The following is a 26,947-nucleotide window of genomic DNA, read 5'->3' on the forward strand; positions in this document are numbered from 1 at the left end:
CGCTGCAGATACCGACTTCCTTAAAAGGTCCTTAGGGCGGCGCGGTTCTGGTCATGAACATTTTCATTGCAAAGTCGAGCGACCTGTATGCTCGATCGCGGACCGCCTGAGGCATACCAGGAGTTGCGTCAATCGCAGCGCGCGCGTCGCTCATAATCTTATCTTTTGCGGAAAGAAGCTTTGCATCTAGTATTACATGAAGCGTCTCTCGAACTTCAGGTGAGATCGAGCTGTCGCCATCGATCAATTCTCGAAGTTTCCAAAACATGCGCTCGACTGCTACCATCGACCCGAGGACTGACATCAGTCTTGGTGACATCATTGGCTATCTCCTTCTCCAGCCAGATTCTGGCGACCATCCCAGCGAAATCAGACCTGTCCCCTTTGACAGCGGCGCCTAGGCGACCCTGAACAGGCGAATGACTGGGATACATGTCCGCTGCGATCTCGGATTGGTTCATTTCGTCTGTCTTATTGTCCTCGCCACTGCACGGCTATGCTGTGCAAACCGTGCATTTCACCCACCAGCAACCACCGCGCTTCTCCGCGCGCAACTTGCCGCGGCGGATCCGAGAGAGCACGCCTTCGGAGCTTATGTGGTTCATCGCTGCGAATCGCTGAACAGTGAGGTAGTCCTCATGCAGAGGTGGAGGGGTGCTAATTCCGTGCGCAGCCAGCAGAATGCGCAGCGAAGCCAAGTCCGCCAGCACGATCTCGAGCTCGCGCGATCTCCTCCGTCTGGTCGGAGCGCTGCCAGGACCGCGTCACGACAACCCCCCGGGCGATAAGCCAAACCTTGGATTCGTGTGGAATGCAATGGACGAACTGGCGCGCCAAAGCGGGATGAGCGTGAGCCAACTCACCTGTCCAGGCAAACCACTGCTCGGGCAATGTCAACGCACCCAAAATGGGAGGCAGGGCATTTATTGCCGTTGAGCCTAGTGTTTGGTGATGTAGTCGAAAGGGTCTCATGCGCGTAAGAGCCATTTGAACCATAAGAGCGGCTTGACAAATGCATCCAGCTGCAGTGCTCATGGCCCTCGGTGTTGCCATTTATTGCCTGGTCAAGGACGAACTTATTGGATTCGATGTTGGGTCACCGTCAGTGCTCTGCCGCTATGAGCTCGGAGTGAATCGCAGTTGCTGTGCTGAGGCAGGCATCCAGTGACAGAGATCCAAAGGCGAGCTGGCAAAGGAGATAGTTGGCGCCTGCCTCTTCCACATGATCGAGAAGAGTTTGGCGCACCGAAGCGCGCGTTCCGACAACGCACAGTTCACTCTCAATTGCGGCATCCAAGGTTAGGGGCAGGTTGGATGGAGGCGGGATGTCATTGAGCTCGTACAGGAACTTAAAGCTCTTGAGCCATGTTTCGTAGGCTGGCGCGGCGAGGAAGCGGGCGGCTGCTTCAGAGCTGGCAATTACGATCATGCGGAGTAATGCGAGAAATGGTGCTGAACCGTTGGCGTCATGCTTGGCGTTTTGATGAGCGCGATAGCGATCTGTTACCTTGCGAACGGCAGAAGAGGGCCCCATGCACGCCAGATTAGCGCCATTCGCCGCCGCCCAATGCGCGGACTCTGGCCGATTTGTGGCAATCCATGTCGGGGGACAAGGACGCTGATGAGGTGAAAGCGTCAAAGGAACGTCGCTCAGCGCAAAATGTTGCCCTTCGTACGAGAGCGGGCCGCCATTCATCGCGTTAACGAAGATTTGGGAAGCTTCCTCGTAACGGCTTGAGGCAACATCGGCTCCAACCCCAAAATAACTCAGTTCGATCGGTAGGGAGCCGCGACCAAGACCGACCTCGACCCTGCCGCTGCTCAGGTGATCCAACATGCAGATCTCCTCGAATGCCCGCAACGGGTGGTAGAGGTTGAGCAGCATGACCAATGGACCAACGCGAAGTCGCCGTGTGCGTTGTATGACGCTTGACAGAAACAAGTTCGGCGATGGACCGCGTCCATGGGGGGTGCAATGATGCTCCGCCAGATGATAGGCATAGAAACCGAGCCGGTCGTAGGCCTCCGCCAGCGCGAGGCGGTCCGCGTATTGCCGGGCGATATCGGGGCCGTCCTCGTCAAGATGATCAAAGATGCCGCAGGTCAGGTTTGAGGGAAGAACGTTTCTCACTCAGTTATCTCCTATAGAGAGGACCGGAGTCCTCCGGGTCTTGGGGTGCAAGAGGCGCTCGCTGGCACTGCGGTGCATATGCTGCGAAGCCGTTCTCAACAGCTCGCAATGCTCCGATCGTACAAAAACTGACTCCGGCTGCGTCGCGAAGCTTCATCATGTGTGGGTCCGGATCGATGACGAACGGGGATCTGTGACCTGAGTGGAAGGGGTCACTAGCCACGGCATCCCATTTTCTTAAGAATGCTGCCGACAGCCACAAGAAACGCATCCATCTGGCGCGTTGTACCGATGCTAACCCGAAAGCACTCTTGCAGGCCGGCATCCGGAAAGAAGGCAACGAGGACGCTCTGGTCTTGCAACGCCGCCTGCCACCATCTGCCACCCTGGCCTACCGGCACACGGGCGAGGAGGAAGTTCGCGTGGGAAGGCGTTACGGAGAACCCTAATTCCGAGAGGGCGGCCGCTACGCGCTGACGCTGAAGCCTTACGTGGCGATGGTTCTCCTCGTAGGCGTCGCGATGCGCAAGGACGCTCATGCCTACGGCATGAGCGACCACATTCATGTTGAAAACATTCTGGAGGTTGCGAAGCCGCCCAATCAGCTCGGGATGGCCGAAACCGAAGCCGACGCGAATGCCAGCGGCGGAATAACTCTTGGAAAACGTGCGCAAGACCAAAAGATTCGGATGGCGCTCAACGAGGCGTAGGCCGTCCTCAGGTGCGAAATCGACATAAGCTTCGTCCAATACGATCAATCGGTCAGATCGTATAACGAGGCGCTCGATCTCAGCGAGCGGAACAAAGCTTCCGGTCGGATTGTTCGGATTGGCCAGCAGAATGAACTTGGCATGTTTAGCCGGACCGAAAAGCAGCTCGTCCATCGGCAAGCAGTCGGGTTCAGACCAGGGAATTTCAATGAACCGGGCCCCTTGCAACATGGCAAGCTTGCGATTGAATGAGAAGCCGGGCGACATCATTGCGATGCCGTCGCCCGGGGCAAGAAAGGCTCTGTAAATGAGACTGAGGAGTTCAGACGATCCATTGCCAGCCATCACGCGATCAGTGGCAATCCCATAGGCCGCTGCGGCCGCTTGTCTCAAACTGACATTGTCGTCTTCTGGATAGCGGTATTGCGCCTCAAGAGCTGCAATTGCGCTTCGCATCACGATGGCTGGCAAAGGAAATGGGTTCTCATTCGTGTTCAGTTTCACGCAAGTATTATCCAGAGTGGGTCGCCCGGATGGCAGAGCATCCAATTCGCGAGCCACCGGCGAGAGCGAGGAAAGCATAGTTTGCAGTTTTGCATCCAATTTGGTGTTCTCCCTTTTGTCGACGAGAGCAGTTGACGGCCTTCATCGAGCCTATGTGATGCGCGCGCTGTGTTCGGAGCCGGGAAGCGCAAGGTGTGCATGAATGTGAGGGGTGGGGTGCCATAGGCGGGCTCAGATCTAAGCGCAGCACCGGATCAGAGCCCGTCCCAAAATCCGGCAGCGATCAGCACGGATCAGGCGGCGCGTGGCGTTATTCCAGCGAATACCTGTTTCACGAGGGGAGGCAACGCCACGTCCACTCGGCCGAACAGCGCTGCTAACGCTTGGCTTGAACTCGCGTAATCCGCAGACAGACTGCGCAAGACTGACATCTTGCCACAAGCTACGTTCCTCCTAAAGAGGTCCTGGCAGCTCACTCCCGAGAGCGAGGTGCGCATCAGTTTCACTAGCTGGAAGAAGTCACCGATGTTCGTCGGCCTTACGAATGTGGAAGTGATGCTCACTCTAGTGGCACCAGGCGAATGGGAACGTACTCTTCGGGCGGCCGTTCGGGCGTGCACGACAGCTTTGATAGCATTGCCGCCAGGGCGAGAAATGCTGCGACTGCGGCGACTGCGACGCACGTGAGCAGCGCGTAATCGCTATGTCGAGGATGGTTGATCATTCGAACGCTCCGTGCGGTGTTGGTGCGGGCGGTCAGGTCTGCGCGACCGCTTCGACGGTATTGTCGCGCGAGCGGTAAACGATGAACCCAGAAGCGGCATTGTCTCGCTTGGAGTCGAATTGGACGTGGCAATGGCCGTATCGATTGAGCCCGAAGTAGGGACCGCAGCGACCCGCGTGGCATCGAAGGTGCCCGTCCGTTTGACTGAGCCTGCCTATGCTTGAACTGCGGCATCTAGAGCGTGCAACCTGCGGCAGATAGGCTCGTACCCTTGAGCTTGGCGACGACGGTTGCCCCTGCAGCATTCGTCGTCGAGTCCGGCATAAAGGTAAAGAGCGTGCCTTTTGTGCAGTCGCCGGCAACGGCCAAAGACGATCATCCACCGACTTGTTCTCGCTCAGCGCTCTCACCGGGAATTTCCGAAAGTGATGCCGATCATTGGAGTCTCCGTCGGCCTAGCCGGCGCTCTGTCGGTCGCCCCGCCGCTGCGTCGATGCTTTTAGAAGGTACAATGTGACGCTACGTGCGAATCAAGTACTTCGAAGGGTGCTCGTCGAGGGCGATTGCCAAAATCCACAGAGCGAAGAACCCCAAAGAGTGCCGACAACGCGGATTCGCAGCGAATTGCTACGGGCCAACGATCCTCAGTCAGACAAGGATCAGCATCACTTCATTGGGTTTAGAGACATTGCAGTAACCGAGTCGCGGGCAACCCCGTGCGTCAACTCTTTCCCAGCTGGTCCTCCAGCGCGGCGAGAGCGAGATCCAGGTATCGCATGAGGCTCGCATCCCAGCCCGCGAGATTGTGTGGTTCGGTCAATCGCGTCAGCACCTTAAGTATCATCGAGACAGTCGAGTCAACTCCTGCGATCTCAGTCAGCAGCGAACGGGCCTGACGCGCGACCGCATTTGCCCGATCACTGCATGGAGGCTCGCCCCGATCCATGCAGCTACGTAGCTCGTCCCGAATCTTGCGCCACCGATCTTCGCGGCTAGCGTTAGAGGCGCACGTGCAGATGGCCGAGGGGGTACGCTCCTCAATCCGCGACATTGCATCTAACGTGGCCGGCAGCTCGTCGACACTGACTTCTGTCTCACCTTGGGTCGTCATATTGCGCAATCGATCCCGTAATAGTGTCGCCCGCGCGACTTGAACTTCAATTCGCTCCAGATGGTTGCGCAATAGGTCCGTGAGAGATGTCCGCCCCTCGATGGCTTTGCGGATCTCAGGAAGCGAGAAGCCGAGCTCACGTAGCGCGCGAATCTGAGAGACGCGTTGTAGGCTTTCACGATCGTACATGCGGTGACCGCCATCGGTACGTTCCGAGACCGTCAGCAACCCGGTATGTTCGTAGTGATGCAGAGTGCGTACCGTTACGCCGGTCGCCTCTGCAAGTTCTCCAATGCGCCATCGGCGCCGTCGTGGTGTGGCGTTTGTCATGGTCCTCAATTTGCAAGCCTACAACCTGACGTCACGTGAGAATCAAGTTATTTCAATGATCTAGATGATGGTCTCTTGCTGCGAACCCCCGGGAGGACTGAGCGCATGCTGTTGATCAAGCGGCCGAGACAAGTGCAAGCATCAAGTTCGCCAGCGACGCCAATTCGTCCCTCGCTGCGCGTTGCATCACAAGTCTGGCGATCGCCACGCGATTCTCGCTGGTTCGCATGCATGTCGGTAAAGACGCGATTGCTCGATCAAAAAGGTTTCCCAAGCTCGCGAGATCCTCCGGATCGTAGACTCCGCTCGGCTTATCCAAGAGTAAGCTCCTTTGATTGTCGCACCAGCGCCGCACGTGACGAAGCCGTTTGGCTGTGGTGGGGCAAAAAGGAGACGGAGCGGCGACGTGCGCGAAAGAATGTGACAGGACGTTCGTGTGGTGCCGTTGTGCAACACGGCGTTTGCTTCCCTTTTGTCCAACACTGCCCTAACCGAAACTGTGCAATTTCTGCTGGATGCTGCCGCAGCAGTGGGCCATCTGCTGTCTGATCGCCACGCGAAGCGAAAGCAGATACATGCAGCCCCGCTTGCTCTTGAGACACGGCTTCACGAACGGCGGCCCAGACACAGTACTGATCTGATCAGATGGGCCTCTTTCGGTCGAATCCTTGCTTTGATGTCTATCGTCGAGCCGGCGTTGATTGGTCAATCATCGCAGATCAGTCTTACCACCACATCGTGACGCGGCCGCCCGCTCGGCGCCTAACAGCATTTTCGACACGATGCTAGTCCTGTTGAGATGGCTTTGCCGGCGCGAAGGCGCTGTTCGCGCATGGCAACATCGGGTTTTGGAATGCCACAAAATGATGGCTGCTCTTCAACGGCGCAAGTCCGCGACCCAAAGCGTCGGTAGAATGAGAGAAGGCGGGCCGCAAAACCATTCCCGGCATGTATCTCAACGCAAGCGCACCTCGCGCGGCTGGCGAAACGTTACTCGCGATTGAGGACCGAGCCTTGAAGGATCGCTCCGTATCCGTTGGACCTGGAGGCGCTCAAAACAGGTCAACAGGCCCCGGGCGCCGCGCGGCCGCGCCGGGAAAACAATGACGTGCCATAGCTCCTACAGCAATAACTCGCATATCCAGAGGTGAGCCGGATCAGTGTTGGGCAGCACAGTCCAGCTGTCGCGGGTAATGGCTTGCTCGTCCAGAAGCTCACTCAGTTTCATCCTCGAACAGTATCGCTTTGGTCTGCGAGCGCTGGACATAGATGCTTTGGGTAAGATAGGCAAATCATGTTACCGCACCGAAGTAGCTCTTCGGGGACAGCGGTGAGGGGCCGCAACTCGGGGCTAACGGCGGCGGCATCCCGCGCGCCACGCGCCACGACACTTTCGAAAAGAACACGACTGTCGCGAGATCCGAAAGGATGACCCTGCACCCACGATCCGATGTGGCTGGATTGACCATGTCGCCCGAAACGAGCAAAAGCTGTAGGTGGAGCAGGGCTTGGCGAATGGGAGCGACGAGCCCTTCCGTGCGCCGGACATTGGCACAGTTGCCGTCCTCTCATCATAAACACTCATCCCCCAAGCACGCGCGCAGCGGGACAATGCCGCGAGCTCACGGCGGGTGGATCCAGGTTGATCCTGCGGCCAGCGAGTTTGCGGTTGCGCTCCGTCATGCGGGATCGAGTATAAGAGTAAGACAAGCCGTTGAGATGACGTGTCTCAACCTCCATGCCAACCTTGCGCAGACCTCTCACTTGCAGGTTCCGCTCTCCCGAGTTACGCCAGCTCGCGTTGCGCTTTCCGGACGCGACTGTGGACAGCGTTGGCGTTCGGCAGAACAAGTTGGTTCGACGCGAACGAGCCGGCATCGACCCTGTGGGGCGGCCCGCCAAGAGGCGTTTAGCTACTGACGAGCTTCGGCATTACTGCTGCGATCGCCGGGACAGTGCGGCAAGGAGAATGCCCAACGGCAGGCGAAGAGCGGTGCGGGTGCGCTAGCAGTGTCCACGTTTGCAGCCTCGATCGCAGGTCTTGGTCTACAACCTGACGCGGTGTACGATTCAAGGGATTTTAGTGCCGAGGCCGGATCTCGTTCACCTGACTGGCCGGATCATTTCGCGAGCTCTGAGCTCAGCTCATGTAGAACAGCGCGACGCAGCCCGTCGGACCAGCGGAAAGTCATTGCGGAGCGCCGCCGAACGAGCTGTATGACGCGCAAGATCGTCACGCCAGCGCGAGATCAATAGCGCCGCCGACCCGATCAAACTACGCTCAGGCGCGCCAATCCGAACACCAGCGAGGACCGGTGCTTCGAGCCTGGCGTAGATCTGGTTAACGAAGAGTAGGTCGCAAACGGCCGAACAATCCTAGAACGGGCCGTGACATTGGTTGGTCTCGGACGGAGAGACCATCATGGATGCCTCTTGCAAGAACATGTTGCGCATCCAAATGCTTGCGGGATCAGTATTATGAATGGCCGGCCATTGGACGGCCTCGGTGAATGTGAGAAGTCGCAGCGGAGGTTCGATGACCCGCAGGGGCATCGTGTTTGCGAAATGGCTGACCAATCTTGAGGGCATGCTCGCTATACGGTTGGTGCCCAATAACATAGGCGGAATCATACCAAAACCCTGCACAGCGACCTCAGTGCGTATCTTGAAACCATGCTCGAGCAAGAGCCATTCGTGGAAGGAGGGCCTCAGGGAGCGCCCGAACTGGGCTTCCACGTGCCCGATCGACATGTACTTCTCGAACGTAAGTCGCGGCGCCAGCTGCTTGTTCATCGGGCAGCCCACGCAAACGAAAGTGTCCTCGAACAGTGCCGCCTTGGGATGCGCACTCGACATGAACATCTCCGGGTACATGAGGAAATCGACTTCACCGCGCCGGAGAAGTTCATCGGGTTCCTCTACGGGCGGCAGCAACTCGAAATTGATTGTCGGAGCTTCCCGCGCGACGCGGTCCACGATTCGTCGAAGAAACACGACAGTCATGAAGTCGGACAGGATGATCCTGAATCGCCGATTCGATTGAGACGGAGTGAAGCCGTCCGGAGAAATGATGGAGAGCTGAATGTGAGCGAGAGCCTCGCGAATCGGGACTGCGAGCGCTTGAGCCCGCGGCGTTGGGACAAGCTTCCGGCCCCTCATCGTGAATAGCTCATCGCGAAAGTAAGTGCGAAGCCGCGCGACGGCAGCACTCATGGCAGGTTGACTGAGGTTGATGCTTCTTGCCGCCGCAGTGAGATTGCCTTGCGTCACCAGGGCGTCGAACGCGACGAGGAGATTCAGATCGAGTCCCTTGAAACGCATAATCTTGAGTGATCCACCGTATGAATGTGTTCTATCGATACAATCGATTTTACCATTTGTACCGAATGAGGATAGCAAAGGATAGTTTAGCGAGATGTCAGATCTATCAGAATGGTTACAAATCGTAGCGCGTCTCAGCCCAGCGCCAGGGATCGATCAAGACATCTGGACCGTGCGGTCGCAGTTTCGCGCGTGTTGCGCAAGTCATATCTCGGCGAGCTAGCACGGTGGGGATCCGCAGATGTGCGTGGGCGTATAGGACGAGCAAACCATCGTATGGCTTCGCCAACCCATTCTATACCGGCCGTGTACCGCCGTAGAATTGAGCGAACGCTCAACCTGGCCGTAGATTTCCCTCCAGTTGGACCCCTTCGGTTGCGGGTGCCAAATGTGTTTTGGTCGCATCCGATTGCGTCCTTGCTGCGGAGAAATCGTGCGGAACATGCAAGCGAAGGCGTCCCTGGCGAATCTGATGCGAGTTGCGCACACGCTCGACGTCGTATCCATTGTGAATGCAGATCGGTCAGTGCGTGAAGCTCTGACAGATATGGTGTTTTCCGCGGGTTACGTACCCGAACCCTTCGAGAGCGCAGACGAGTTCTTAAAATCGGGCCGCCGTTTGATCACGTCGTGCTTGATCGCGGACATGCAGTCGAGCGGGATGAGTGGCTTTGAGCTTTTCCATCATCTTGCTGCATCCGGAGGCGCGCTTCCCACCGTTCTGCTCACAGACAACTCCGAAGAGGATATGAGGCGAGTTCTGCAAGCTGGACTCCAGTTCTTGAGCAAGCCTTTCCAGCGTAGCGAACTGCTGGCCTGCGTCAGGAGTCAGATAATGAATAGGAATTTCTCTCTATGAAAATGATCGCGCCCGAATCCAGACGAGGTGTTTCGGCGCGCCCTCCAGTTCGTTGGAGGCTGTGCTGGGAGAATGAGCTTCAACTTGCTGACCATATTGAATTGTCCGACTTCTTCCGGAAGACCTATGGTCCGACCGGGGCATTCAATGCAAAGCCCTTTGAAGATCATCGAAGCTGGGCCGGCGCAAGGCCTGAGATTCGGGCGATCGGCTATGATGATCGTGGCGTCGCGATTCACATCGGCGCACTGCGCCGCTTCATAAAAGTTGGTGAGGTCGATCTGCTTGTGGCTGAACTCGGATTGTACGGGGTACGCCCGGATCTCGAGGGGCTCGGCATCAGCCACTCTATCCGCGTGATGTATCCGGTATTGCGAGATCTTGGGGTGCCATTCGGCTTTGGCACGGTCCGATCCGCCCTGCAGAAACATATTACCCGGCTGCTCGGGCGACAGGGATTGGCGACTGTTTTGCCAGGGCTCAGTGTCCGGTCCACTCGTTCGGATATCTATCTCACTGTGCCTCCGACGCGCGTGGAGGACGTGGTCGTCCTCGTTCTGCCGATTGCGAGGCCAATGACCGAATGGCCGGCCGGTGAGATGATTGAACGAAACGGGCCGGAACTGTGACGTCCGCAGACGACGAGACTGAAGCGCGGAGCGACTACTCCGACGGAGAGCACTGCGTCTATCTGACATTTGATGATGGGCCCAACCCGCATTGCACGCCGGCCATCCTGGATGTGCTGGCGCAGCATCGGGCCCCCGCCACCTTCTGCGTGATCGGTGCATATGCAGCGGGTCAGCCGGAGCTGATCCAGCGCATCATTGCAGAAGGGCACGAAATCGCAAACCACACAATGACGCACCCGGATTTATCCAAATGCATGCCGGATGAGGTGAAATACGAGATCCTCACGACGAACAAGATGATCGGAATGGCCTGCCCCCGAGCCTCTGTGCGGCACATGCGTGCGCCGTATGGGACTTGGACCAAGGAGGCCCTCGCCGCGTCGGCGAAGGCCGAACTGGCAGCCCTGCACTGGTCAGTCGACCCGCAAGACTGGTCTCGTCCTGGCGCCGAGGCGATTGTTGCCGCGGTGCTGGCCTCGGTCCGGCCGGGGGCCATCGTGCTCCTGCACGACGGGTGCCCTCCCGACGAGTTGGAACGCTGCCCTCACTCTGGTCGGCGCGACCAGACTGTGACGGCGCTCGCCCAGCTCATTCCAGCACTGCATGACCGTGGATTTGCAATCCGGTCGATTCCTCAAACTCACTGAATAGATCAACTCCCATGAGCCTGCTTGCCACCATCAGCACCGTTGCTGTTGCCTCCTACGCGTTGCTCTCCAGCGTTCATAAGAGCGCGCAGGCGCTTTATGCGCTGCGAACCGACGCCTCACTGCCGCCGTACGACCCGGTCGACACCGGTGCTCTGCCCAGCGTGGATGTCATCGTGCCCTGCTTCAACGAGGACCCGCGCACGCTGGCCGCCTGCCTGAAGTCTCTCGCAAGCCAGGACTACCCAGGGCGATTGCAGGTCTATGTGGTCGATGACGGCTCGGCAAATGTCGCTGCAGTGGCCCCGGTCCATGGGAGCTACGCATATGACCCGAGGTTCAACGTCATTCTGCTGCCGAGCAACGTTGGAAAGCGCAAGGCGCAGATCGCAGCGATACGCCGGTCGTTCGGCGATCTCGTGCTCAACGTCGATTCCGACACGGAAATCGCCAGCGACGTGGTCAGCAAACTCGTACGCAAGATGCAGGATCCAGCCGTCGGCGCGGCCATGGGGCAATTGACAGCCAGCAACCGGAACGACAGCTGGCTGACCCGATTGATCGACATGGAGTACTGGTTGGCTTGCAACGAGGAGCGCGCGGCGCAGACGCGCTTTGGTGCCGTCATGTGCTGCTGCGGGCCGTGTGCCATGTACCGCCGCTCCGCGCTGCTGTTGCTGCTGGACCAGTACGAGACGCAGTTCTTCCGGGGAAAGCCGAGCGACTTCGGTGAGGACCGCCATCTGACCATCCTCATGCTCAAGGCAGGGTTTCGAACCGAGTACGTTCCGGACGCCATCGCCGCCACGGTGGTCCCGGACAGGCTCTTGCCGTATCTGCGGCAACAGCTCCGCTGGGCGCGGAGCACTTACCGCGACACGCTGCTGGGTTTGCACCTGTTGCCCGCCCTGGACCGGTACCTTACGCTCGACGTGCTCGGACAGAACCTCGGGCCGCTGCTGCTCGCCATCTCATCGATTGCCGCGCTCGCTCAGCTCACGCTCACCGGCACCGTGCCCTGGTGGACCGGTCTGACCATCGTCGCGATGACCATGATTCGATGCGGCGTGGCGGCCCTTCGTGCCGGCGAGCTTCGATTTATCGGCTTCTCGCTCCACACCCCGATCAACATCTTCCTCCTGCTCCCGATGAAAGCCTATGCGCTCTGTACCTTGAGCAACAGCGACTGGCTCTCGCGCAAAGTAGCGAAATCATCACACGTTGACGAATCGAAGGCCTCGATCGAAGACGCGACAACTGGACCAAGCCTTAACCCGGTATCGGAAACGCCTGGCTCAATTCGCGGGGCCGGTCTTTCGCGCGCTCCCTCGCAGCTGACCGCGTCTGATGGCATTGCGGCCGAGACTGACTGACAGCTTTATAGGGGCATTTAGTGGTGAGCGTGGACAAGACACATCAATCGTTGCAACGGGAGCTGACTAACGATGACCCGTGGCGGCTTGACGACAATCCGTTCGAACGTGAGCGTCACACCCAATTGCTACGGCTATCGCTGTCGAACGGCGCCGTCTCAACCGGGCTCGAGATCGGGTGCGCGGCCGGTGCATTCACAGAGAAGCTTGCTCCTCACTGCAAACGGCTCACGGTCATCGATGTTATGCCGCGAGCGATCGGTCGAGCGGTCCAGCGGACCAAGAGGTGGTCGCATATCAGCTGGGCGGCGAGCGATATTCTGCAGTTCTCGACCGAAGAGCTGTTCGATCTGATCGTGGTCGCCGAAGTTCTCTACTATCTCGAAGACATGACACGGATGCGTACCGCAATCGACAAAATAGTGAAGATGCTTGCTCCAGGTGGGCATCTGGTCTTCGGATCTGCACGTGATGCCACCTGCAGGCGATGGGGGCATGTCGCTGGCGCCGAGACAGTCATCACGATGTTGACTGAAGCGCTCATCGAGGTCGAACGCGTGCAGTGCCAGGGGCAGTCGGCTGACGAAGACTGCTTGTTGGTCCGCTTTCGCAATCCGGAGCGATCTTCGATCCGTCCTAACGGCCGAGCTTGAAAGGAGCCACTATGCGTATCTGCGGTATCAAGCTGACGCATGACGGGGCAGTCGCTCTGATCGAGCACGGCCGGGTGGTGTTTTGTGTCGAACAGGAGAAGCTGAACAACAATCCGCGTTATCAAACCATCGACAACCTGGATGCCGTTGTTAGCGCCTTGGCGGAGCACGGGCTGCATCCGAGCGATGTTGATCAGTTCGTTATTGATGGCTGGGATGGAGAGTTCGAGTCGCAGTTTGAAGTCCTTAGTGGGACGACGACCATCAAGCTCAAGGGCGCGCCGTATGTCGAACGGCTAGGCGATAGCCCCCTGGCGTCCCGCGATGGCATCGGCCTCATGCTTGATGGGAAGCTATATCCCTATCAAAGCTATCCCCATGTCACCGGGCACGTAGCATCCGCATATTGCGCCAGCTCGTTTGCCAAATCCGCGCAATCTGCTTTCTGCTTGGTGTGGGACGGCTGCATGTTTCCACGCCTCTACTATGTCGAGCCCCATGGCATCCGGTTCATCGAGTGCCTGTTTCCGATGATAGGTCACGCCTATGCGACGGCAGGACATCACTTTGGACCTTACAAGCGGGCAGACCGCACCAGCTGGGATCTCGGTATTGCCGGCAAGCTGATGGCCTATATCGCGCTGGGATCGCCCGACGAGGACAGTATTAAGACGTTTCATGAACTTTATGAGGCGCACTTTGCCACGGATGCTGAGGGCGCTTGTCCTGAGCTTGAACAGATCAACAGCTCACAAGCGCCGCTTGAAGCTCTGCACGACTTCTTCGATGCGTGCGCAATGCGATTGAAGGAAAAGCAAGCCGAAGACGTCCTTGCGTCATTTCACGTTTTTCTAGAGCGTCTGCTGGTTCGCACCATTGCTGATGTTGTGGAGCGGCATTCGGATCTTGCGGGGGCGCGTAACCTCTGCATAGCCGGCGGCTGTGGCCTGAATATTAAGTGGAATAGTGCATTTCGTGCGACCGGCCTATTCGATGTCGTGTGGGTGCCGCCCTTTCCGAACGACAGCGGCTCAGCCATTGGTGCTGCTTGCTCTGCGCTGGCGGCACAGCAAGGCTTTAGAGCTCTGGAATGGTCGGTCTACAGTGGACCGGCCGTGCGTCCCAGCGAAGTCCCGCCCGAATGGGAGGGCGCGCCCTGCACTATGGGCGAACTTGCGGCAATCCTCGCTTGCGACAAGCCAGTGGTCTTCCTTGCCGGGCGTGCCGAGCTCGGACCACGAGCCTTGGGTGGCAGAAGCATTCTCGCGGCTGCGAGCTGGGAAGGAATGAAAGATCATCTCAACGACATCAAACTTCGCGAGCATTTCAGGCCGGTAGCGCCGATATGCCTGGAGGATCGTGCGGCGGAGATTTTTAGCCCTGGAATACCCGATCCGTACATGCTGTTCGATCACCAGACGCGACCGGAATGGCGGGACAAAATTCCCGCCGTCGTACATCTCGACGGATCTGCTCGTCTACAGACCGTTTCCAGAACCTCTCAGCATAAAGTGGCCGAGCTTCTCGTCGAATACGAGAAGCTCACAGGCATTCCGCTGCTTTGCAATACCAGCGCCAATCTGCATGGACGCGGCTTTTTCCCGGATGCTGCCGCCGCGTGCCAGTGGGGACGCGTCGATCACGTATGGTGTGACGGGCTGCTTTGGACAAAAAAACGCGCAAGCGAGGAAGCGGCGCGAATAACGTCCGTCGCGATGGCGTAAGCAAATGTCAACCGCGGCAGTCGACCTTTTCCAGGTGAGCAAGTTCTACGACGACAGGGTCGTCGTGGACGCTCTTTCGTTTATGGTCTCGCCGGGAGAGTGCTTCGGTCTGCTGGGACCAAACGGCGCGGGTAAAAGCACGCTCGCGCGTTTGATCCTGGGTGTTGCATCGCCCGACGCAGGTAAGATATGCGTGCTCGGCGAGCCAGTGCCGGCACGGGCGCCCTTGGCGCGGCGGGGGATCGGGGTTGTCCCACAGTTCGATAACCTTGATCTTCAGCTCACGGTGCGCGAAAACTTGCTCGTTTTCGGGCGCTACTTCGCCATGAGCGCGGCTGAGGTGAAAGCGGTCACGCCGTCACTGCTCGAATTCGCGCGCCTGGAGAACAAGGCGGATGCCCGCGTCGCCGAACTGTCCGGCGGCATGAGGCGACGCCTGACGTTGGCACGGGCCCTCATTAACGACCCGCAGCTCTTGGTGCTTGATGAGCCGACGACCGGCCTTGATCCGCACGGCCGTCACCTGATCTGGGAACGCTTGCGCTCGCTATTAGCGCGCGGCAAAACGATCCTTCTCACCACGCACTTCATGGAAGAGGCGGAGCGATTGTGCGACCGCCTGTGCGTGCTTGAGCACGGCCGTAAGATCGCCGAAGGTCAGCCCCACGCGCTGATCGAGCAGCAGATCGGCTGCCAAGTGATCGAGATTTACGGCGGTAATCCGCATGAACTGCTGCCGTTGGTCAGACCCCAAGTGCAGCGCGCTGAGGTGAGCGGGGAGACGCTCTTCTGCTATGTCACGGATCCAGAGCAGGTGCGCCTCCGGCTTGCCAACCGCACTGATCTCCGCTTTCTGCAGCGTCCTCCAAATCTGGAGGATGTCTTCTTGCGGCTAACCGGGCGAGAGATAAAGGACTGAACGATGTGGCAACGTTTTGCGCCGGCGCTCCCTGCTAATCCATGGAACTGGATCGCGGTATGGCGCCGCAATTTTTTGGTTTGGCGGAAAGTCGCTCTGGCATCGATTCTTGGGAATCTGGCCGAGCCGATGAGCTCTCTGTTCGGTCTCGGGTTTGGCCTTGGAATGATCATAGGTGGTGTTGAGGGGACCTCATACATCTCGTTTCTGGCGGCTGGCATGGTCGCCACAAGCGCGATGGTCTCCGCAACCTTCGAAACGATCTATGCGGCTTACGCTCGCATGCAGACAAATTGCACGTGGGAGGCAGTGCTCTGTACGCCCCTTACGCTCGGCGACATTGTTCTCGGCGAAGTGGCGTGGGCAGCGAGCAAGGCCTTGCTCGCCGGGACCGCGATCACGATTGTCGCCGTCGCGCTGGGTTACGCAGAGTGGTCATCCATCCCCTATTCGTTACCAGCCATCGCCCTCACTGGCGTTACTTTCGCGAGCCTCGCAATGGTCGTTTCAGCACTTGCACCGAGCCACGACTATTTCATCTTCTACCAGTCGCTCATTCTCACGCCCATGATGTATTTGAGCGGGGCGATCTTCCCAATGAGCCAGTTGCCCGGTTCATTTCAACGCATCGCGGCCTTATTGCCGCTGACTCATTCGGTCGATCTCATTCGTCCGGCAATGCTCGGTCGGCCGGTCGACAGCGTCGGATTGCATGTGGGCGCACTTTGCATCTACGCAGCATTTCCCTTCCTCGTCTCGGCCATGCTGCTTCGGCAGCGCCTGATGCGGTGAGAGGAACAAGACCTAAAGCGAAGCATCGCGCGTGCGAGATGAGATATCGGGCGTAACGAACTTCCGATCGCGTGCGACGCTTATGTGAGTCTTGTCACGCTAGCGATGCCTGATCGGCCCCGCGACGACGTGCGGCCTACTCCCAAAGCAAGCGATACGAAATAGGCCGACAGGCCTCTCAGGATTAACGGAGAACAAGATGCTGTGTCTAGGATTGAGTGGCGGCCTCGACAGGGTCTATGAAAACCCCCTTGGACTACCGAACACGTTTCTGCACGACGGCGCCGCAGTACTTGTCAAGGACGGGCGCGTGCTCGCTGCCGTGGAAGAGGAGCGCCTCAACCGGATCAAACATTCAAACAAGCTCCCGAGCAGTGCGATTGAATACTGTCTTGCAGCCGCGGGTGTGGAGCTTCGCGACGTCGATCGTATTGCGTTCTACGCTACTGAAGCCTATTGCAATGCGATGCTCGAACGGTTGTTCATCTCACAACCGGAAATCTCAATTCCGCTAGATGCGAATCTGCTGTTACGGCATCTTCTAGCCACGGAGTTCGGTACCCAAGTTGATCCTTCGCGGGTGTCATTCGTAGGCCACCATCAGGCCCACGCCGTGAGCGCTCTGGCGATGTCGGGTTTTGAAGAAAGCCTGGTCCTCGCGATCGACGGTTGTGGCGACTTCCTGTCGGGTCTCTTGGCGGTCGGGTCGGGCACCGAAATGACCGAGCTTATGACCTTTCCAGAGAATAACTCTCTCGGACTGTTCTATCTGGAGACGATCCGATATCTCGGCTACGGCCTGTTCGACGAGTATAAGGTTATGGGGCTGGCTCCTTACGGAGATCCCGCACGCTATCGCGAGCTCTTTTCCCAATTCTATGAGCTCTCCGCAAACGGTGGCTACCGCGTTCACCTCGACCGTATCGGTCCGGCATTGCTGCGCAATATTGAGGTCCGGCGAAAGGGAATGCCGTTCACGCAACAGCATCGAGATGTGAGCGCATCGTTGCAGGAGGCGCTGGAGCGGATCGTGTTTCACATTCTTCGGCATTACCGTGAGTCGACTGGAATGAAACGGTTGTGCCTGGCTGGCGGGGTGGCTCACAACTGCACGCTGAACGGAAAACTCCTGTATTCAGGCCTGTTCGAAGACATCTTCGTGCAGCCGGCTGCGCATGACGCCGGATGCGCATTGGGCGCGGCACTGATGGTGTCGAACGAGGCCGGGCAGCCTGCGCCCCGCGAGCGACTACAGGCGGTTTATTGGGGGCCAGATGTCGGCAGCGACGACAGCATCGAACAGGAACTGAAGGGATGGGCTGCACACCTGGAGATTGAACGGACCGCTGACGTCGCAACCAGAGCAGCCGAGTGGATGGCTGATGGCGCCGTGATCGGCTGGGTACAGGGCCGATCGGAGTTCGGCCCTCGCGCGCTCGGCAACCGCAGTATTCTTGCAGACCCGAGACCCGCGGCGAACAAGGACCGGATCAATGCGATGGTCAAGAAGCGCGAGAGTTATCGACCATTTGCGCCATCGGTTCTGGAGGAGGATGCGGGCGCGTTCTTTGAGTTGCCGGATGGTCGCGCAGAATATCCCTTCATGAATTTCGTCGTTCGCGTGCACGAATCCAAGCGTGCTTTGCTAGGCGCGATCACGCATATCGATGGTACGGCTCGGCTGCAGACGGTTTCCCGCACGAACAATGCCGCCTATTGGGAACTCATCAATGCGTTCAAGAGCCGGACAGGCGTCCCGATTCTGCTTAATACGTCCTTCAACAACAATGCCGAACCGATCGTAGATTCCGTTGCCGATGCGATTACGGCGTTTTTATCGACCGAGCTGGATGGTCTTGTAGTCGGGTCATTCCTCGTCAAGAAGCGGGCAACAACGCTCGAAAGCTGGACTGCACTCGCCGTATCACTGCCGCCCCATGTATCTCTTTACCGGGTTCGCGCTCATGCCGGCCGAGAACGCCAGGAGACAGTCTGCGAGATCCGCATGGGTCACTCCAGCCAGGACAGCGTGCGCGTCTCGCATGACCTGTTCGACATGCTGATGCAAATTGAGAAGGAAGCTGTTCTTGCCGATCTTCTCGCCAGGGTCACCTCTGACAGGACTAGGCGAGAAGCGCTCGTGAACGAACTGCGCGGGCTCTGGGATCTGCGCCGTATTCGGCTGCATCCGTCACAGCCTGCGCGGTCGTAAAAGGTGGGCAATGCGGAAGAGGGCTCCTTGGACGCTCTTGCATGACCTGCCAATCGCGGTGCCGTGGAGGAGGGCTTGCGGGTTGATCGCCTTGCGTCCAGGTGACCAGCCGTCCATTGGCGTGGATCGGAATCGCAGGAGTAGGTGCGCCACACAAAACTAATCTTGCGCAACGAGAAGGGTTTATAACTTGACGAAGGAACGCTTTGTTATTTCGCGCAGGCGTACCGGCTTTGGTGACTGCCTCTGGTCGCTGGCCTCAGCCTGGTCGTACGCGCAGCGGACCGGGCGGACGCTCGTCGTTGACTGGCGCGGTTCCTGCTACATCGACCAACCGTTCAGCAACGCCTTTCCGGTGTTCTTCGAGCCGCTTGAGGACATCGCTGGGGTGCCGGTGATTTGCGATGACCGGATCAACCAGCTCTCGTTTCCCGGACCGTTCTTCCCGCGGTGGTGGAATAGGCCGTCGATCGACTGCATCCATCGTCCGGATGAGCAGATCTTCAAAGAACGTGACGAACTGACCGAGCTGTTCCAGGCAAGAGAAGATAACGAAGCCAACACCATTGTCTGTGACGCCTGCCTGATGTGGCGTTGTGGCGAGGAAGCCGAACGACTGATCTTTCGGAACATCAAGCTCAGGTCCGAGATTCAAGCGCGGGTCGACGCCTTGTATGAGGAACACTTTAGCGGCCATAGCATTATTGGCGTTCATGTTCGGCACGGCAATGGCGAAGATATCATGGAGCATGCGCCGTACTGGGCCGATTCGGAGCTCGCCCTCCGTCAGGTCTGCATGGCAATCTGTAAAGCCAAGGCTTTGCCATATCCAAAGCCTGTAAAGGTCTTCCTGTGCACGGACAGTGCACAGGTGCTCGATCGCCTATTGGGTCTGTTTCCCGATGTCTTTGCCGTACCAAAACGTTTCCAGGCCGATCGGGCAGGGCCGTTGCATAGTGCGGAAATGGGAATTGAAGGTGGAGCTTCCGCTCTCATCGACATGTATCTTCTTGCGCGATGCGCTACAGTGATCCGCTTTCCCCCCACCAGCGCCTTCACGCGCTATGCCCGTCTGCTCGTGCCACGGATTATTGAATTCGACAAGAGCAAGCCGGAGCACTTGACCATGATCGATAACCCATACGAACATTTCGCGGCTTCATGAAGCGCCAGAATGTGAGCCTGAGCAATGGCGGGCTAGATCATCGGTCTGAGACTGCTGGCTCGACACCATCGCGTTTCGCAACGTCTCGCAGGATCGGTGGATGGCGACTTCCGTCCCGCAAGCGACGGCTGACCGGCGCACCACCACGGTGCGGTGGGAGGGCGAACGCCTGCGAAGCGTAAGGCCAATGCCCGCGGGCGCCGACGGCCGTGCCCTGCAATGCTTCGGGCCCTCCTGTGTAAGTCGAGTCGCGCGGAAAGGTTATTCTGTCATCCACCGGCCAAATCCGCCATCGCGGGCCAGACGGTGAAAAGCACGGCAATGGCGGTTCGGGTCGCCGAGGAAATCTGACGTAACAGACAGTCACGTCAGAATGTCCCAGCAGCAAGGAGGCGCGTCCGGTAGATGGATCGCCTTTGCTGGGCAACCGGTCAGCTCGTTTTCTGGACGACGGCCTTGTTCATGCGCCGCTCGCAGAGTCCTTTCGGACGGAGGTGGATGAACCGCGGGGCCGGCGGCCCATCCATATTGCTCAAGAGCCGCATGTACGGCCGCGCGTACCATGGCCGAGAGCAACTTGGACGAACTGGCCATTAAATCCTGATCTCCGCCAAAGGCAGCTTACCTATCTCGTCCAGCCCGCATGACCCACAGACCACTCATGGAGGACGACGCAGTCAGCTCGCGATGGAAACACCAGCCTCTCGGCTCGAAGCCTTAGCGCACGCAGTGGGCAGCACCCGGGAGCTCGACGACAGCCATTGCTGCGTGGTTGGTGTCGAAAAGCAAACAGGCCAGATGTTCGGAACCTGCCATTTGCGTCCTAAAAGCGCGCCACCTGTGCCCTGCATCGCTCTGGCCCGGATCCTGCACCAGGTGCACAGGCGAGGGGAGCGGAGGGGAGTCGCGTGTGAATCTAGGTCTACCAGATCACAATGCGGTCACAGCTCAATCGTCGGAAGCGGACGCTCGCGGTCCAATTCACGCCGATGGAGGGGGCCGTCCGCTGCGTGAGCGGAAAACGCTGGTATTGACCGGGGCATCGCGCGGTATCGGTCGCGCCACGGGAAGATTGTTTTCGGAAGCCGGTTGGCGCATCATTTCTTGCGCGCGCCAACCATTCGAGGCGGTGCGCTGCCCATGGGACTCAGAGGGGGATAGCTATATCGAAGTCGACCTGAGCGATCATCGGACGTTACCGCGCGTGATTGCCCAGATAAAGGAGCGCCTTGCCGGCGCACCGCTGCAGGGACTGATAAACAATGCCGGAAACTCACCAAAAACGCCAAACGGTGCCCGGCTTACGTCGCTAGCGACCTCAGTCGATACCTGGATGAGCGTGTTCCACCTCAATCTGGTGGCGCCGATCCTGCTCGCTCAGGGTCTGTTCGATGAGCTAAAAGCGGCTTCAGGCTCGATCGTCAATGTGACTTCGATCGCCGGAGCGCGGGTGCATCCATTTGCAGGAACGGCATATGCCACGTCGAAAGCTGCGCTCGCTTGTCTCACGCGCGAAATGGCGCACGATTACGCCTCTCATGGCATTCGCGTCAATGCGATCGCGCCCGGCGAAATCAAGACGGACATTTTGTCGCCTGACACGGAAGCGTATCTTGTGCCAAAGATCCCACTACGCCGGGTGGGTACACCCGAAGAGGTCGCCAAGGTCATTTTCTTCCTATGTTCAGATGCGGCGAGTTATGTCACTGGCGCCGAAGTGCCGATCAACGGCGGGCAACACTTGTGAGTGAATTCGTCCCTGAACCCGACTAACTGAGTTTCATCGGTGGAAGCCATGTTGGCCGGGGCGAATCCGCGCAGCGAGTTGGAAAGAATAAAGCGGCAAATCTAGCACTGTAAGTGCTGCCGGCGTGCCATGAAGAGGCGTCATCACTCGCCCCGCCCTGAGAACCGGATGTCAGATCGAGGCAGGCATGCAACACGAGTCCAACAAGTCCGATCGAGGTGATGGGGAGGATCAAGAAAGGAACGGAGAAGTCATTATGCTGGACAGCGTTTCCCTGCGCGAAAGACCAAACTCAACCTCCGACGCGGGCCCTTCCGCTTCTGCGGGCCCTTCCGCTTCTATTCTGCCGTCGCAAGAGAAATCGCTAAGCACGATCTTTGAAATAGCGCACACGCTCACCGGCCTATGCCGGCTCGAAGCCAAGCTGGCGAGCGTCATCGAGCGTCTGCCATCGCTCGTGCAGATGCGGCGCGGCATCGTATGTCTGTTCGAACATGACGGGGTGCCCCAGATCATCGTAGACGACTGCCGGAGCGAAGGGCGCGACGCGCGTTGCGGGGGGCGCTTGCCGCAAGGAGCAATTGATCAAATTGTGGCGACGGGGCGGCCGCTCATCGTCGAGAACGTAGCGCTGCAGCCGATCTTCAGTTCTTCGGACGTCGAGATGCTGGACGCCGCCGGTAATACGTGTGTTGCGTTCATCGGCGTTCCCATAGAGATTGACGAGAAGGTTGTGGGTACGCTGAGCATCGACCGCATCGCAGACAACGGGACGCATGCGCAGCTCGAGGACGACCTCCGCCTGCTGACGATGGTCGCAAGCCTTGTGGGCCAGACGGCGAAGCTGCATTGCGTTTTTGCGCGCGATCGCGGGCGGCCTATGGACGAGGAGTTCCGGCCGCAGAAGCAGCTGTCCGAACTCAAGCCTCATGGGTGGGAGCGTAAGAAGGTCCAAGTCGATGGAATTATCGGCGACAGCCCGGCGCTGCGCGCGATGCTTGAGAAGATCGAGCTGATCGCAAAATCGAATAGCACCGTTCTGTTGCGTGGCGAATCGGGTACCGGCAAAGAGCTGGTCGCGAAGGCTATTCACGAGCGTTCAGCGCGCGCCAAACGCCCCTTTATCAAGCTGAATTGCGCAGCCCTCACCGAGACAGTGCTGGAATCCGAATTGTTCGGTCACGAGAAGGGGGCGTTTACGGGCGCATTCAACGCGCGGAAGGGGCGCTTCGAACTCGCCGACAAGGGAACGTTGTTTCTGGATGAGATTGGCGAGATCTCGGCCTCGTTCCAGGCGAAACTCCTGCGCGTACTTCAGGAGCAGGAGTTCGAGCGGGTGGGCGGCAATCAGACGATCAAAGTCGACGTCCGCGTGATTGCAGCCACGAATAAGAATCTTGAAGAGGCGGTGGCAAGGAAGGAGTTTCGTGCCGATCTCTATTATCGCATCAGCGTGGTTCCTCTGCTACTGCCGCCGCTGCGCGATAGACGCACTGATATTCCGCTTCTCGCCACTCGATTCTTGAAGAACTTCAACAATGAGAACGGCCGTGCTCTGGTCTTCGATTCAAGTGCGGTTGACGTTCTTATGAATTGCGGATTTCCCGGTAATGTCCGCGAGCTGGAGAACTGTGTGCAGCGGACCGCGACCCTGGCGCACGGATCATCGATCGGAAGAGACGATTTTGCCTGCTGGCACGGGCAATGCCTGTCGGCCACGCTATGGAAGTGCGGGCCGGAGCAAGTGGCGCGACAGCCGAGCCCGATAATCTCACTTCCCACAAGGCTGAGCATGCCGCCGACACATCCTGTGGCACACGATCAGCCGGTCGGTAGCGAACTGACGCCGCTAGAGCCACCCGGCCGACCTAGCATAGGTGCCGCCAAGGTCACAGATCGCGAGCGTGTAGTCGCGGCGATGGAAAGGTCCGGGTGGGTACAGGCCAAGGCGGCGCGCTTGCTTGGACTGACGCCGCGCCAGATTGGCTATGCCTTGAGAAGGCACGGTATCGAGATCAAGCGTTTCTGATTAAAAAGTCGGGCTCGCGTCTCTCTCGCTCGCCCGGGCGCGGTAGGAGAACGTGCAAGAGGCGGTACTCTGGTCCATGAAGCGGATACGAAACCGATGTGCTCTGCTTGGGGGTGGCCATGCCGGGAAGTGTAAGCCCTCTTCGCGTCAGCCGGTGCTGGTCATCGTCCGCTTGCAATGTATTCGCACTATGAGAAGTGATTAGGTGTCGAACTAGCGCAAGATCGCGGCCGCGCCGTTTATGGCGCAGCTCAGATCAGAGAGATCACGTCCGCTTTACGCAGCCCGTCGCAGTCCCCAACGGTCTCACCGTCAGTCGGCAGCCGTTGCATTCGTCTCTCATAGGCGAAATGCCTGGGGTGGTATGACAGTTGCTATTCGTGGGGAGCCTGCTCAACATCTTAGGAGAAGCATATGCACAGCATCGTCTGCATCAAACAGGTCCCCGACTCCGCACAAATCCGCGTGCATCCTGTCACGAATACGATCATGCGTCAGGGCGTGCCGACAATCATCAACCCATATGATCTGTTCGCACTGGAAGCTGCGCTCGAGCTACGAGACAAGTTCGGCGGCGAAATCACTGTTCTCACAATGGGCCCGCCGTCGGCTGAAGAATCTCTCCGAAAGGCGCTGACATTTGGTGCCGATCGTGCTGTCCTGCTCACTGATCGTAGTTTCGCGGGCTCCGATACGCTGGCGACGAGTTACGCGCTGGCGTGCGCGATTCGCAACATCGGGAAGGAATATGGCCCACCAGACGTCATATTCACCGGCAAGCAGACTATCGACGGCGATACCGCGCAGGTGGGACCTGGCATTGCGAAGAGGCTCGGGGTCCAGCAGCTTACTTATGTTTCCACAATCAAAGCGTTGGACTTCAAAGCACGCACGATCGATGCGGAACGGCGCTGCGAAGGAGGAGTCCAGGTGCTGCGTTCCAAGCTTCCTTGTCTCATCAGCATGTTAGAGGCAAGCAATCAAATTCGCCGCGGTGCAATGATCGATGCCTTGCGTGCGGCCCGTGCCTCAATCGTAAAATGGAGCGCTCAAACTGCCGGCGTGGATGACATGGCCAAATGCGGTCTGAGGGGGTCGCCGACCGTCGTCAAGCGTGTCTTCGCGCCCTCCGCACGAGCGGAGAAGGCGACGTGGGTGGAAGCGGCCGAGCAGCCGGCGCAAGCGTTGATCGACGCCATGTTCAAGCGCAACCCTACGCTCGAGACGGAGCTCGCACAGCTTGCGCGCGGTAGCTCATCCGCGCAAACTAGCGGTGCGTGAAGTCGCGGCTGATCGAGCGGAGCCAGAGATGGCCCGGATCGTAGTCATGCATTGACCCGTCGGTCGGTCCACTAGGCACGATTGAAGGCTTTTCGACCGCTCGCTGAGGTTTGGCGAGCTGCGATACACCGGTCCACTGGGGAATTCATGCAACCTCAAGACGTGCCCGTTAAGTTTGCTTGGCAGCGCACGTGAAGCTCGCGCGAGGGATGTATCTCCCTCGCGCGAGCTCTGCCGTGTTTCACGTAACCGCAAAGTGCGAGCATTATCATCGCGCCGCCGACCACAGAACGAATCGCGCGTGGCGATAGTGCTCAGCCATTCCGGTCAACATCAGCCACGGCTCGTCCCGATACTGCTCCACTCGCATAGGAAGAACCGTGACCCGCAGAGTGGCACGTGGAGCACCGCGAGATCACCGCAAGGACCGCCGCGCACCCCGTTCAGTTCAGTCTTGGACGTGAAGGTCCCCCCCGTGGGCGCGCTGCTAATGCGTGGTAAATTGCGCGCTTACGGCCCGGTTAGAGCGCTCGGGTCGCGACAGCTTCGCAACTCTCTTGGTGTTTCCTGGATAAATCGTGAGCGCGGCGATAATGCCGAGCAAAGCTGCAAACATCAACCAGAAGCCCGGCGAAGCCTTGTCGTCGGTCCGATCGATCAGCCAAGTCGATGCGAGCGGGGTAAAGGTGCCAAAGAGAGCTGCGGCGAGTGCGAAGGCCAAAGAAAAGCAGGTTGTGCGAACGTGCTTCGGTACGATTTCGACTAAAGCGCCCAACATGGCGCCGCTATAGGTGCCAAAGTAGAACGAGAACATCATCTCCACTACCAGCATCTTGCCAAAGCTTGGGTCGGTCACAAGCCAAGACAACGCCGGATATACAGTCACCAGGGCAAGGCCGGCAATGGTCAGCAAGACCGGCTTCCGACCGATTCTGTCAGAAATCGCGCCGCCAATTGGGTTCCAGATGAAGTTCGTCACGGCGACCAAAAGCGTCACCAAGAGCGTGTTCTGCGAGGACAGCTGCAATACGTGCTTGCCGAAGGTAGGCGTGTACACTGTGACGAAATAGAAGGTCGTGGTCGTCAGCATCGCGATCATCATGCCGAGAATGACAATGCGCCAGTTCGCAACTGTGGAGGCAAAGACCTCGCGGGCCGTTGGGTGGGTCTTCATGACCAGAAACTCCGGAGTTTCCTCCAGCGTCCGGCGCAGGAAGAAGATAAGCGGAACGATCAAGCAGCCAAGGAAGAATGGGATCCGCCAGCCCCAGGCCGCAACCATTTCGGCCGGAAGTGCTTCGCTCAAAAAATACCCGATAAGAGCCGCGACAAAGATCGCAACCTGCTGGCTCGAGGACTGAAACGATGTGTAAAAGCCGCGGTTGCCCGGAGTGGCAATCTCGGAGAGGTAGACGGAAACGCCGCCAACCTCAACGCCGGCAGAAAAGCCCTGCAACAGCCGTCCGAACAGCACGATCGCGGGTGCGGCAATGCCGATTGTTGCATAGCCGGGACAAAAGGCGATGATGACGGTGCCAACAGCCATGATCGAAAGCGTGATGATCAGGCCTTGCCGACGGCCAATCTGGTCAATATAGGCTCCAAGCACAATCGCGCCAACCGGTCGCATCAAGGCCCCCAACCAGAACACACCGAAGGTGTTAAGCAGTGAAGCGGTTTCGCTTCCTGATGGAAAGAACGCGTTTCCGATGGCACTGGCGTAGAACCCGAACAAGAAGAAGTCGAACTGCTCGAGGAAGTTGCCGCTCGTCGCACGTAAGATGGCGCCAATGCGCGATTTGGCATTTGACGCATGCGCGATGGACGCTGGTGACATGGCGAGTTTCCTCTCGGTTTGAAATGGCCGGTTCCGGAGAAAATCTCACGCCAGCCCAGTGCAGTTTCATGGCCGCGAATCTGCCATCAGGGCACTATCGACCAACCCGTAAGCGCCTGACGTTTCCGGCATATTTTCGGCAATTGCCGCAAACTCGCACAGTTTTTCGGGCGTTATTCCGCTCGCACGGCAGGAGTGACTCTCAAGCTACTGAAACGTCGGGCAATTCTCGGTGACAAGGGTTGT

General features: G+C 58.5%; 19 protein-coding genes. 13 read left to right on the forward strand and 6 right to left on the reverse strand.

Translation table 11 applies throughout. The annotated features are described in order from the left end of the window. Positions 1-31 precede the first annotated feature (31 nt). From IVA92_RS01025 to IVA92_RS01045, 5 genes are all read right to left on the reverse strand, one after another. On the reverse strand, positions 32-322 hold the full coding sequence (locus IVA92_RS01025; RefSeq protein WP_247281305.1) for a hypothetical protein: 291 nt from the start codon (positions 320-322) through the stop codon (positions 32-34). A 780-nt stretch (positions 323-1,102) separates the two neighbouring features. After that, entirely contained in the window at positions 1,103-2,131 is a 1,029-nt protein-coding gene (locus tag IVA92_RS01030; protein WP_247281306.1) for an LLM class flavin-dependent oxidoreductase, read from the reverse strand. Positions 2,132-2,346: 215 nt separating this feature from the next. Further along, positions 2,347-3,423 carry a histidinol-phosphate transaminase gene (hisC, locus tag IVA92_RS01035; RefSeq protein ID WP_247281337.1) on the reverse strand — a complete coding sequence of 359 codons (1,077 nt, stop codon included), beginning with the start codon at positions 3,421-3,423 and terminating at the stop codon, positions 2,347-2,349. 1,367 nt (positions 3,424-4,790) lie between these two features. Further along, positions 4,791-5,510 carry a MerR family transcriptional regulator gene (locus IVA92_RS01040; RefSeq protein ID WP_247281307.1) on the reverse strand — a complete coding sequence of 240 codons (720 nt, stop codon included), beginning with the start codon at positions 5,508-5,510 and terminating at the stop codon, positions 4,791-4,793. Between the two features lie 2,376 nt (positions 5,511-7,886). Further along, positions 7,887-8,831 carry a LysR family transcriptional regulator gene (locus IVA92_RS01045; RefSeq protein ID WP_247281308.1) on the reverse strand — a complete coding sequence of 315 codons (945 nt, stop codon included), beginning with the start codon at positions 8,829-8,831 and terminating at the stop codon, positions 7,887-7,889. A gap of 442 nt (positions 8,832-9,273) precedes the next feature. Here IVA92_RS01045 and IVA92_RS01050 point away from each other — a divergent pair, with 442 nt between their 5' ends. From IVA92_RS01050 to IVA92_RS01110, 13 genes are all read left to right on the forward strand, one after another. After that, positions 9,274-9,690 (forward strand): response regulator, encoded by a 417-nt coding sequence (locus IVA92_RS01050; RefSeq protein ID WP_247281338.1) that lies wholly within the window; start codon positions 9,274-9,276, stop codon positions 9,688-9,690. After that, the gene (locus tag IVA92_RS01055; RefSeq protein WP_247281309.1) at positions 9,687-10,319 is read left to right on the forward strand and encodes a NodA family N-acyltransferase; all 633 of its coding nucleotides are present in this window, start codon (positions 9,687-9,689) and stop codon (positions 10,317-10,319) included. The genes IVA92_RS01050 and IVA92_RS01055 overlap by 4 nt, the downstream gene beginning before the upstream one ends. Then, a complete protein-coding gene (nodB, locus tag IVA92_RS01060) occupies positions 10,316-10,969 on the forward strand; it encodes a chitooligosaccharide deacetylase NodB (RefSeq protein ID WP_247281310.1) in 654 nt (217 codons plus the stop codon). Before IVA92_RS01055 ends, nodB begins: the two co-directional genes overlap by 4 nt. 14 nt (positions 10,970-10,983) lie before the next feature. Next, complete coding sequence (gene nodC / locus IVA92_RS01065) at positions 10,984-12,342, forward strand: chitooligosaccharide synthase NodC (RefSeq protein ID WP_247281311.1); 1,359 nt, start codon at positions 10,984-10,986, stop codon at positions 12,340-12,342. Positions 12,343-12,365: 23 nt separating this feature from the next. Continuing rightward, a complete protein-coding gene (gene nodS, locus IVA92_RS01070) occupies positions 12,366-12,995 on the forward strand; it encodes a nodulation methyltransferase NodS (RefSeq protein WP_247281312.1) in 630 nt (209 codons plus the stop codon). A gap of 11 nt (positions 12,996-13,006) precedes the next feature. After that, positions 13,007-14,719 (forward strand): nodulation protein NodU, encoded by a 1,713-nt coding sequence (gene nodU, locus IVA92_RS01075; RefSeq protein WP_247281313.1) that lies wholly within the window; start codon positions 13,007-13,009, stop codon positions 14,717-14,719. Between the two features lie 4 nt (positions 14,720-14,723). Next, positions 14,724-15,638 carry a nodulation factor ABC transporter ATP-binding protein NodI gene (gene nodI / locus IVA92_RS01080; protein ID WP_247281314.1) on the forward strand — a complete coding sequence of 305 codons (915 nt, stop codon included), beginning with the start codon at positions 14,724-14,726 and terminating at the stop codon, positions 15,636-15,638. 3 nt (positions 15,639-15,641) lie between these two features. Further along, on the forward strand, positions 15,642-16,430 hold the full coding sequence (locus IVA92_RS01085) for an ABC transporter permease (RefSeq protein WP_247281315.1): 789 nt from the start codon (positions 15,642-15,644) through the stop codon (positions 16,428-16,430). A gap of 199 nt (positions 16,431-16,629) precedes the next feature. Continuing rightward, positions 16,630-18,642, forward strand: a complete 2,013-nt coding sequence (locus IVA92_RS01090) for a carbamoyltransferase (RefSeq protein WP_247281316.1) — start codon at positions 16,630-16,632, stop codon at positions 18,640-18,642. A gap of 190 nt (positions 18,643-18,832) precedes the next feature. Next, complete coding sequence (locus IVA92_RS01095) at positions 18,833-19,807, forward strand: nodulation protein NodZ (protein WP_247281317.1); 975 nt, start codon at positions 18,833-18,835, stop codon at positions 19,805-19,807. A gap of 979 nt (positions 19,808-20,786) precedes the next feature. After that, a complete protein-coding gene (locus tag IVA92_RS01100) occupies positions 20,787-21,554 on the forward strand; it encodes an SDR family oxidoreductase (protein ID WP_247281339.1) in 768 nt (255 codons plus the stop codon). Positions 21,555-21,810: 256 nt separating this feature from the next. Then, positions 21,811-23,583, forward strand: a complete 1,773-nt coding sequence (gene nifA, locus IVA92_RS01105) for a nif-specific transcriptional activator NifA (protein ID WP_247281318.1) — start codon at positions 21,811-21,813, stop codon at positions 23,581-23,583. Positions 23,584-23,997: 414 nt separating this feature from the next. After that, on the forward strand, positions 23,998-24,864 hold the full coding sequence (locus IVA92_RS01110; protein WP_247281319.1) for an electron transfer flavoprotein subunit beta/FixA family protein: 867 nt from the start codon (positions 23,998-24,000) through the stop codon (positions 24,862-24,864). 487 nt (positions 24,865-25,351) lie between these two features. On the opposite strand, the gene IVA92_RS01115 is transcribed toward IVA92_RS01110, so the two are convergent. After that, positions 25,352-26,701, reverse strand: a complete 1,350-nt coding sequence (locus tag IVA92_RS01115) for an MFS transporter (RefSeq protein ID WP_247281320.1) — start codon at positions 26,699-26,701, stop codon at positions 25,352-25,354. Between the last annotated feature and the right edge of the window lie 246 nt (positions 26,702-26,947).

The sequence above is a fragment of the Bradyrhizobium sp. 154 genome, from assembly GCF_023073875.1.
GTDB lineage: Bacteria > Pseudomonadota > Alphaproteobacteria > Rhizobiales > Xanthobacteraceae > Bradyrhizobium.

Coding starts and splice junctions, on each gene's coding strand:
- IVA92_RS01085 (WP_247281315.1), top strand. CDS start 15,642: ATGTGGCAACGTTTTGCGCCGGCGCTCCCTGCTAATCCATGGAACTGG.
- nodI (WP_247281314.1), top strand. CDS start 14,724: ATGTCAACCGCGGCAGTCGACCTTTTCCAGGTGAGCAAGTTCTACGAC.
- nifA (WP_247281318.1), top strand. CDS start 21,811: ATGCTGGACAGCGTTTCCCTGCGCGAAAGACCAAACTCAACCTCCGAC.
- IVA92_RS01055 (WP_247281309.1), top strand. CDS start 9,687: ATGAAAATGATCGCGCCCGAATCCAGACGAGGTGTTTCGGCGCGCCCT.
- IVA92_RS01110 (WP_247281319.1), top strand. CDS start 23,998: ATGCACAGCATCGTCTGCATCAAACAGGTCCCCGACTCCGCACAAATC.
- nodU (WP_247281313.1), top strand. CDS start 13,007: ATGCGTATCTGCGGTATCAAGCTGACGCATGACGGGGCAGTCGCTCTG.
- IVA92_RS01050 (WP_247281338.1), top strand. CDS start 9,274: ATGCAAGCGAAGGCGTCCCTGGCGAATCTGATGCGAGTTGCGCACACG.
- IVA92_RS01090 (WP_247281316.1), top strand. CDS start 16,630: ATGCTGTGTCTAGGATTGAGTGGCGGCCTCGACAGGGTCTATGAAAAC.
- IVA92_RS01025 (WP_247281305.1), bottom strand. CDS start 322: ATGATGTCACCAAGACTGATGTCAGTCCTCGGGTCGATGGTAGCAGTC.
- IVA92_RS01040 (WP_247281307.1), bottom strand. CDS start 5,510: ATGACAAACGCCACACCACGACGGCGCCGATGGCGCATTGGAGAACTT.
- IVA92_RS01115 (WP_247281320.1), bottom strand. CDS start 26,701: ATGTCACCAGCGTCCATCGCGCATGCGTCAAATGCCAAATCGCGCATT.
- nodC (WP_247281311.1), top strand. CDS start 10,984: ATGAGCCTGCTTGCCACCATCAGCACCGTTGCTGTTGCCTCCTACGCG.
- hisC (WP_247281337.1), bottom strand. CDS start 3,423: ATGCTTTCCTCGCTCTCGCCGGTGGCTCGCGAATTGGATGCTCTGCCA.
- IVA92_RS01045 (WP_247281308.1), bottom strand. CDS start 8,831: ATGCGTTTCAAGGGACTCGATCTGAATCTCCTCGTCGCGTTCGACGCC.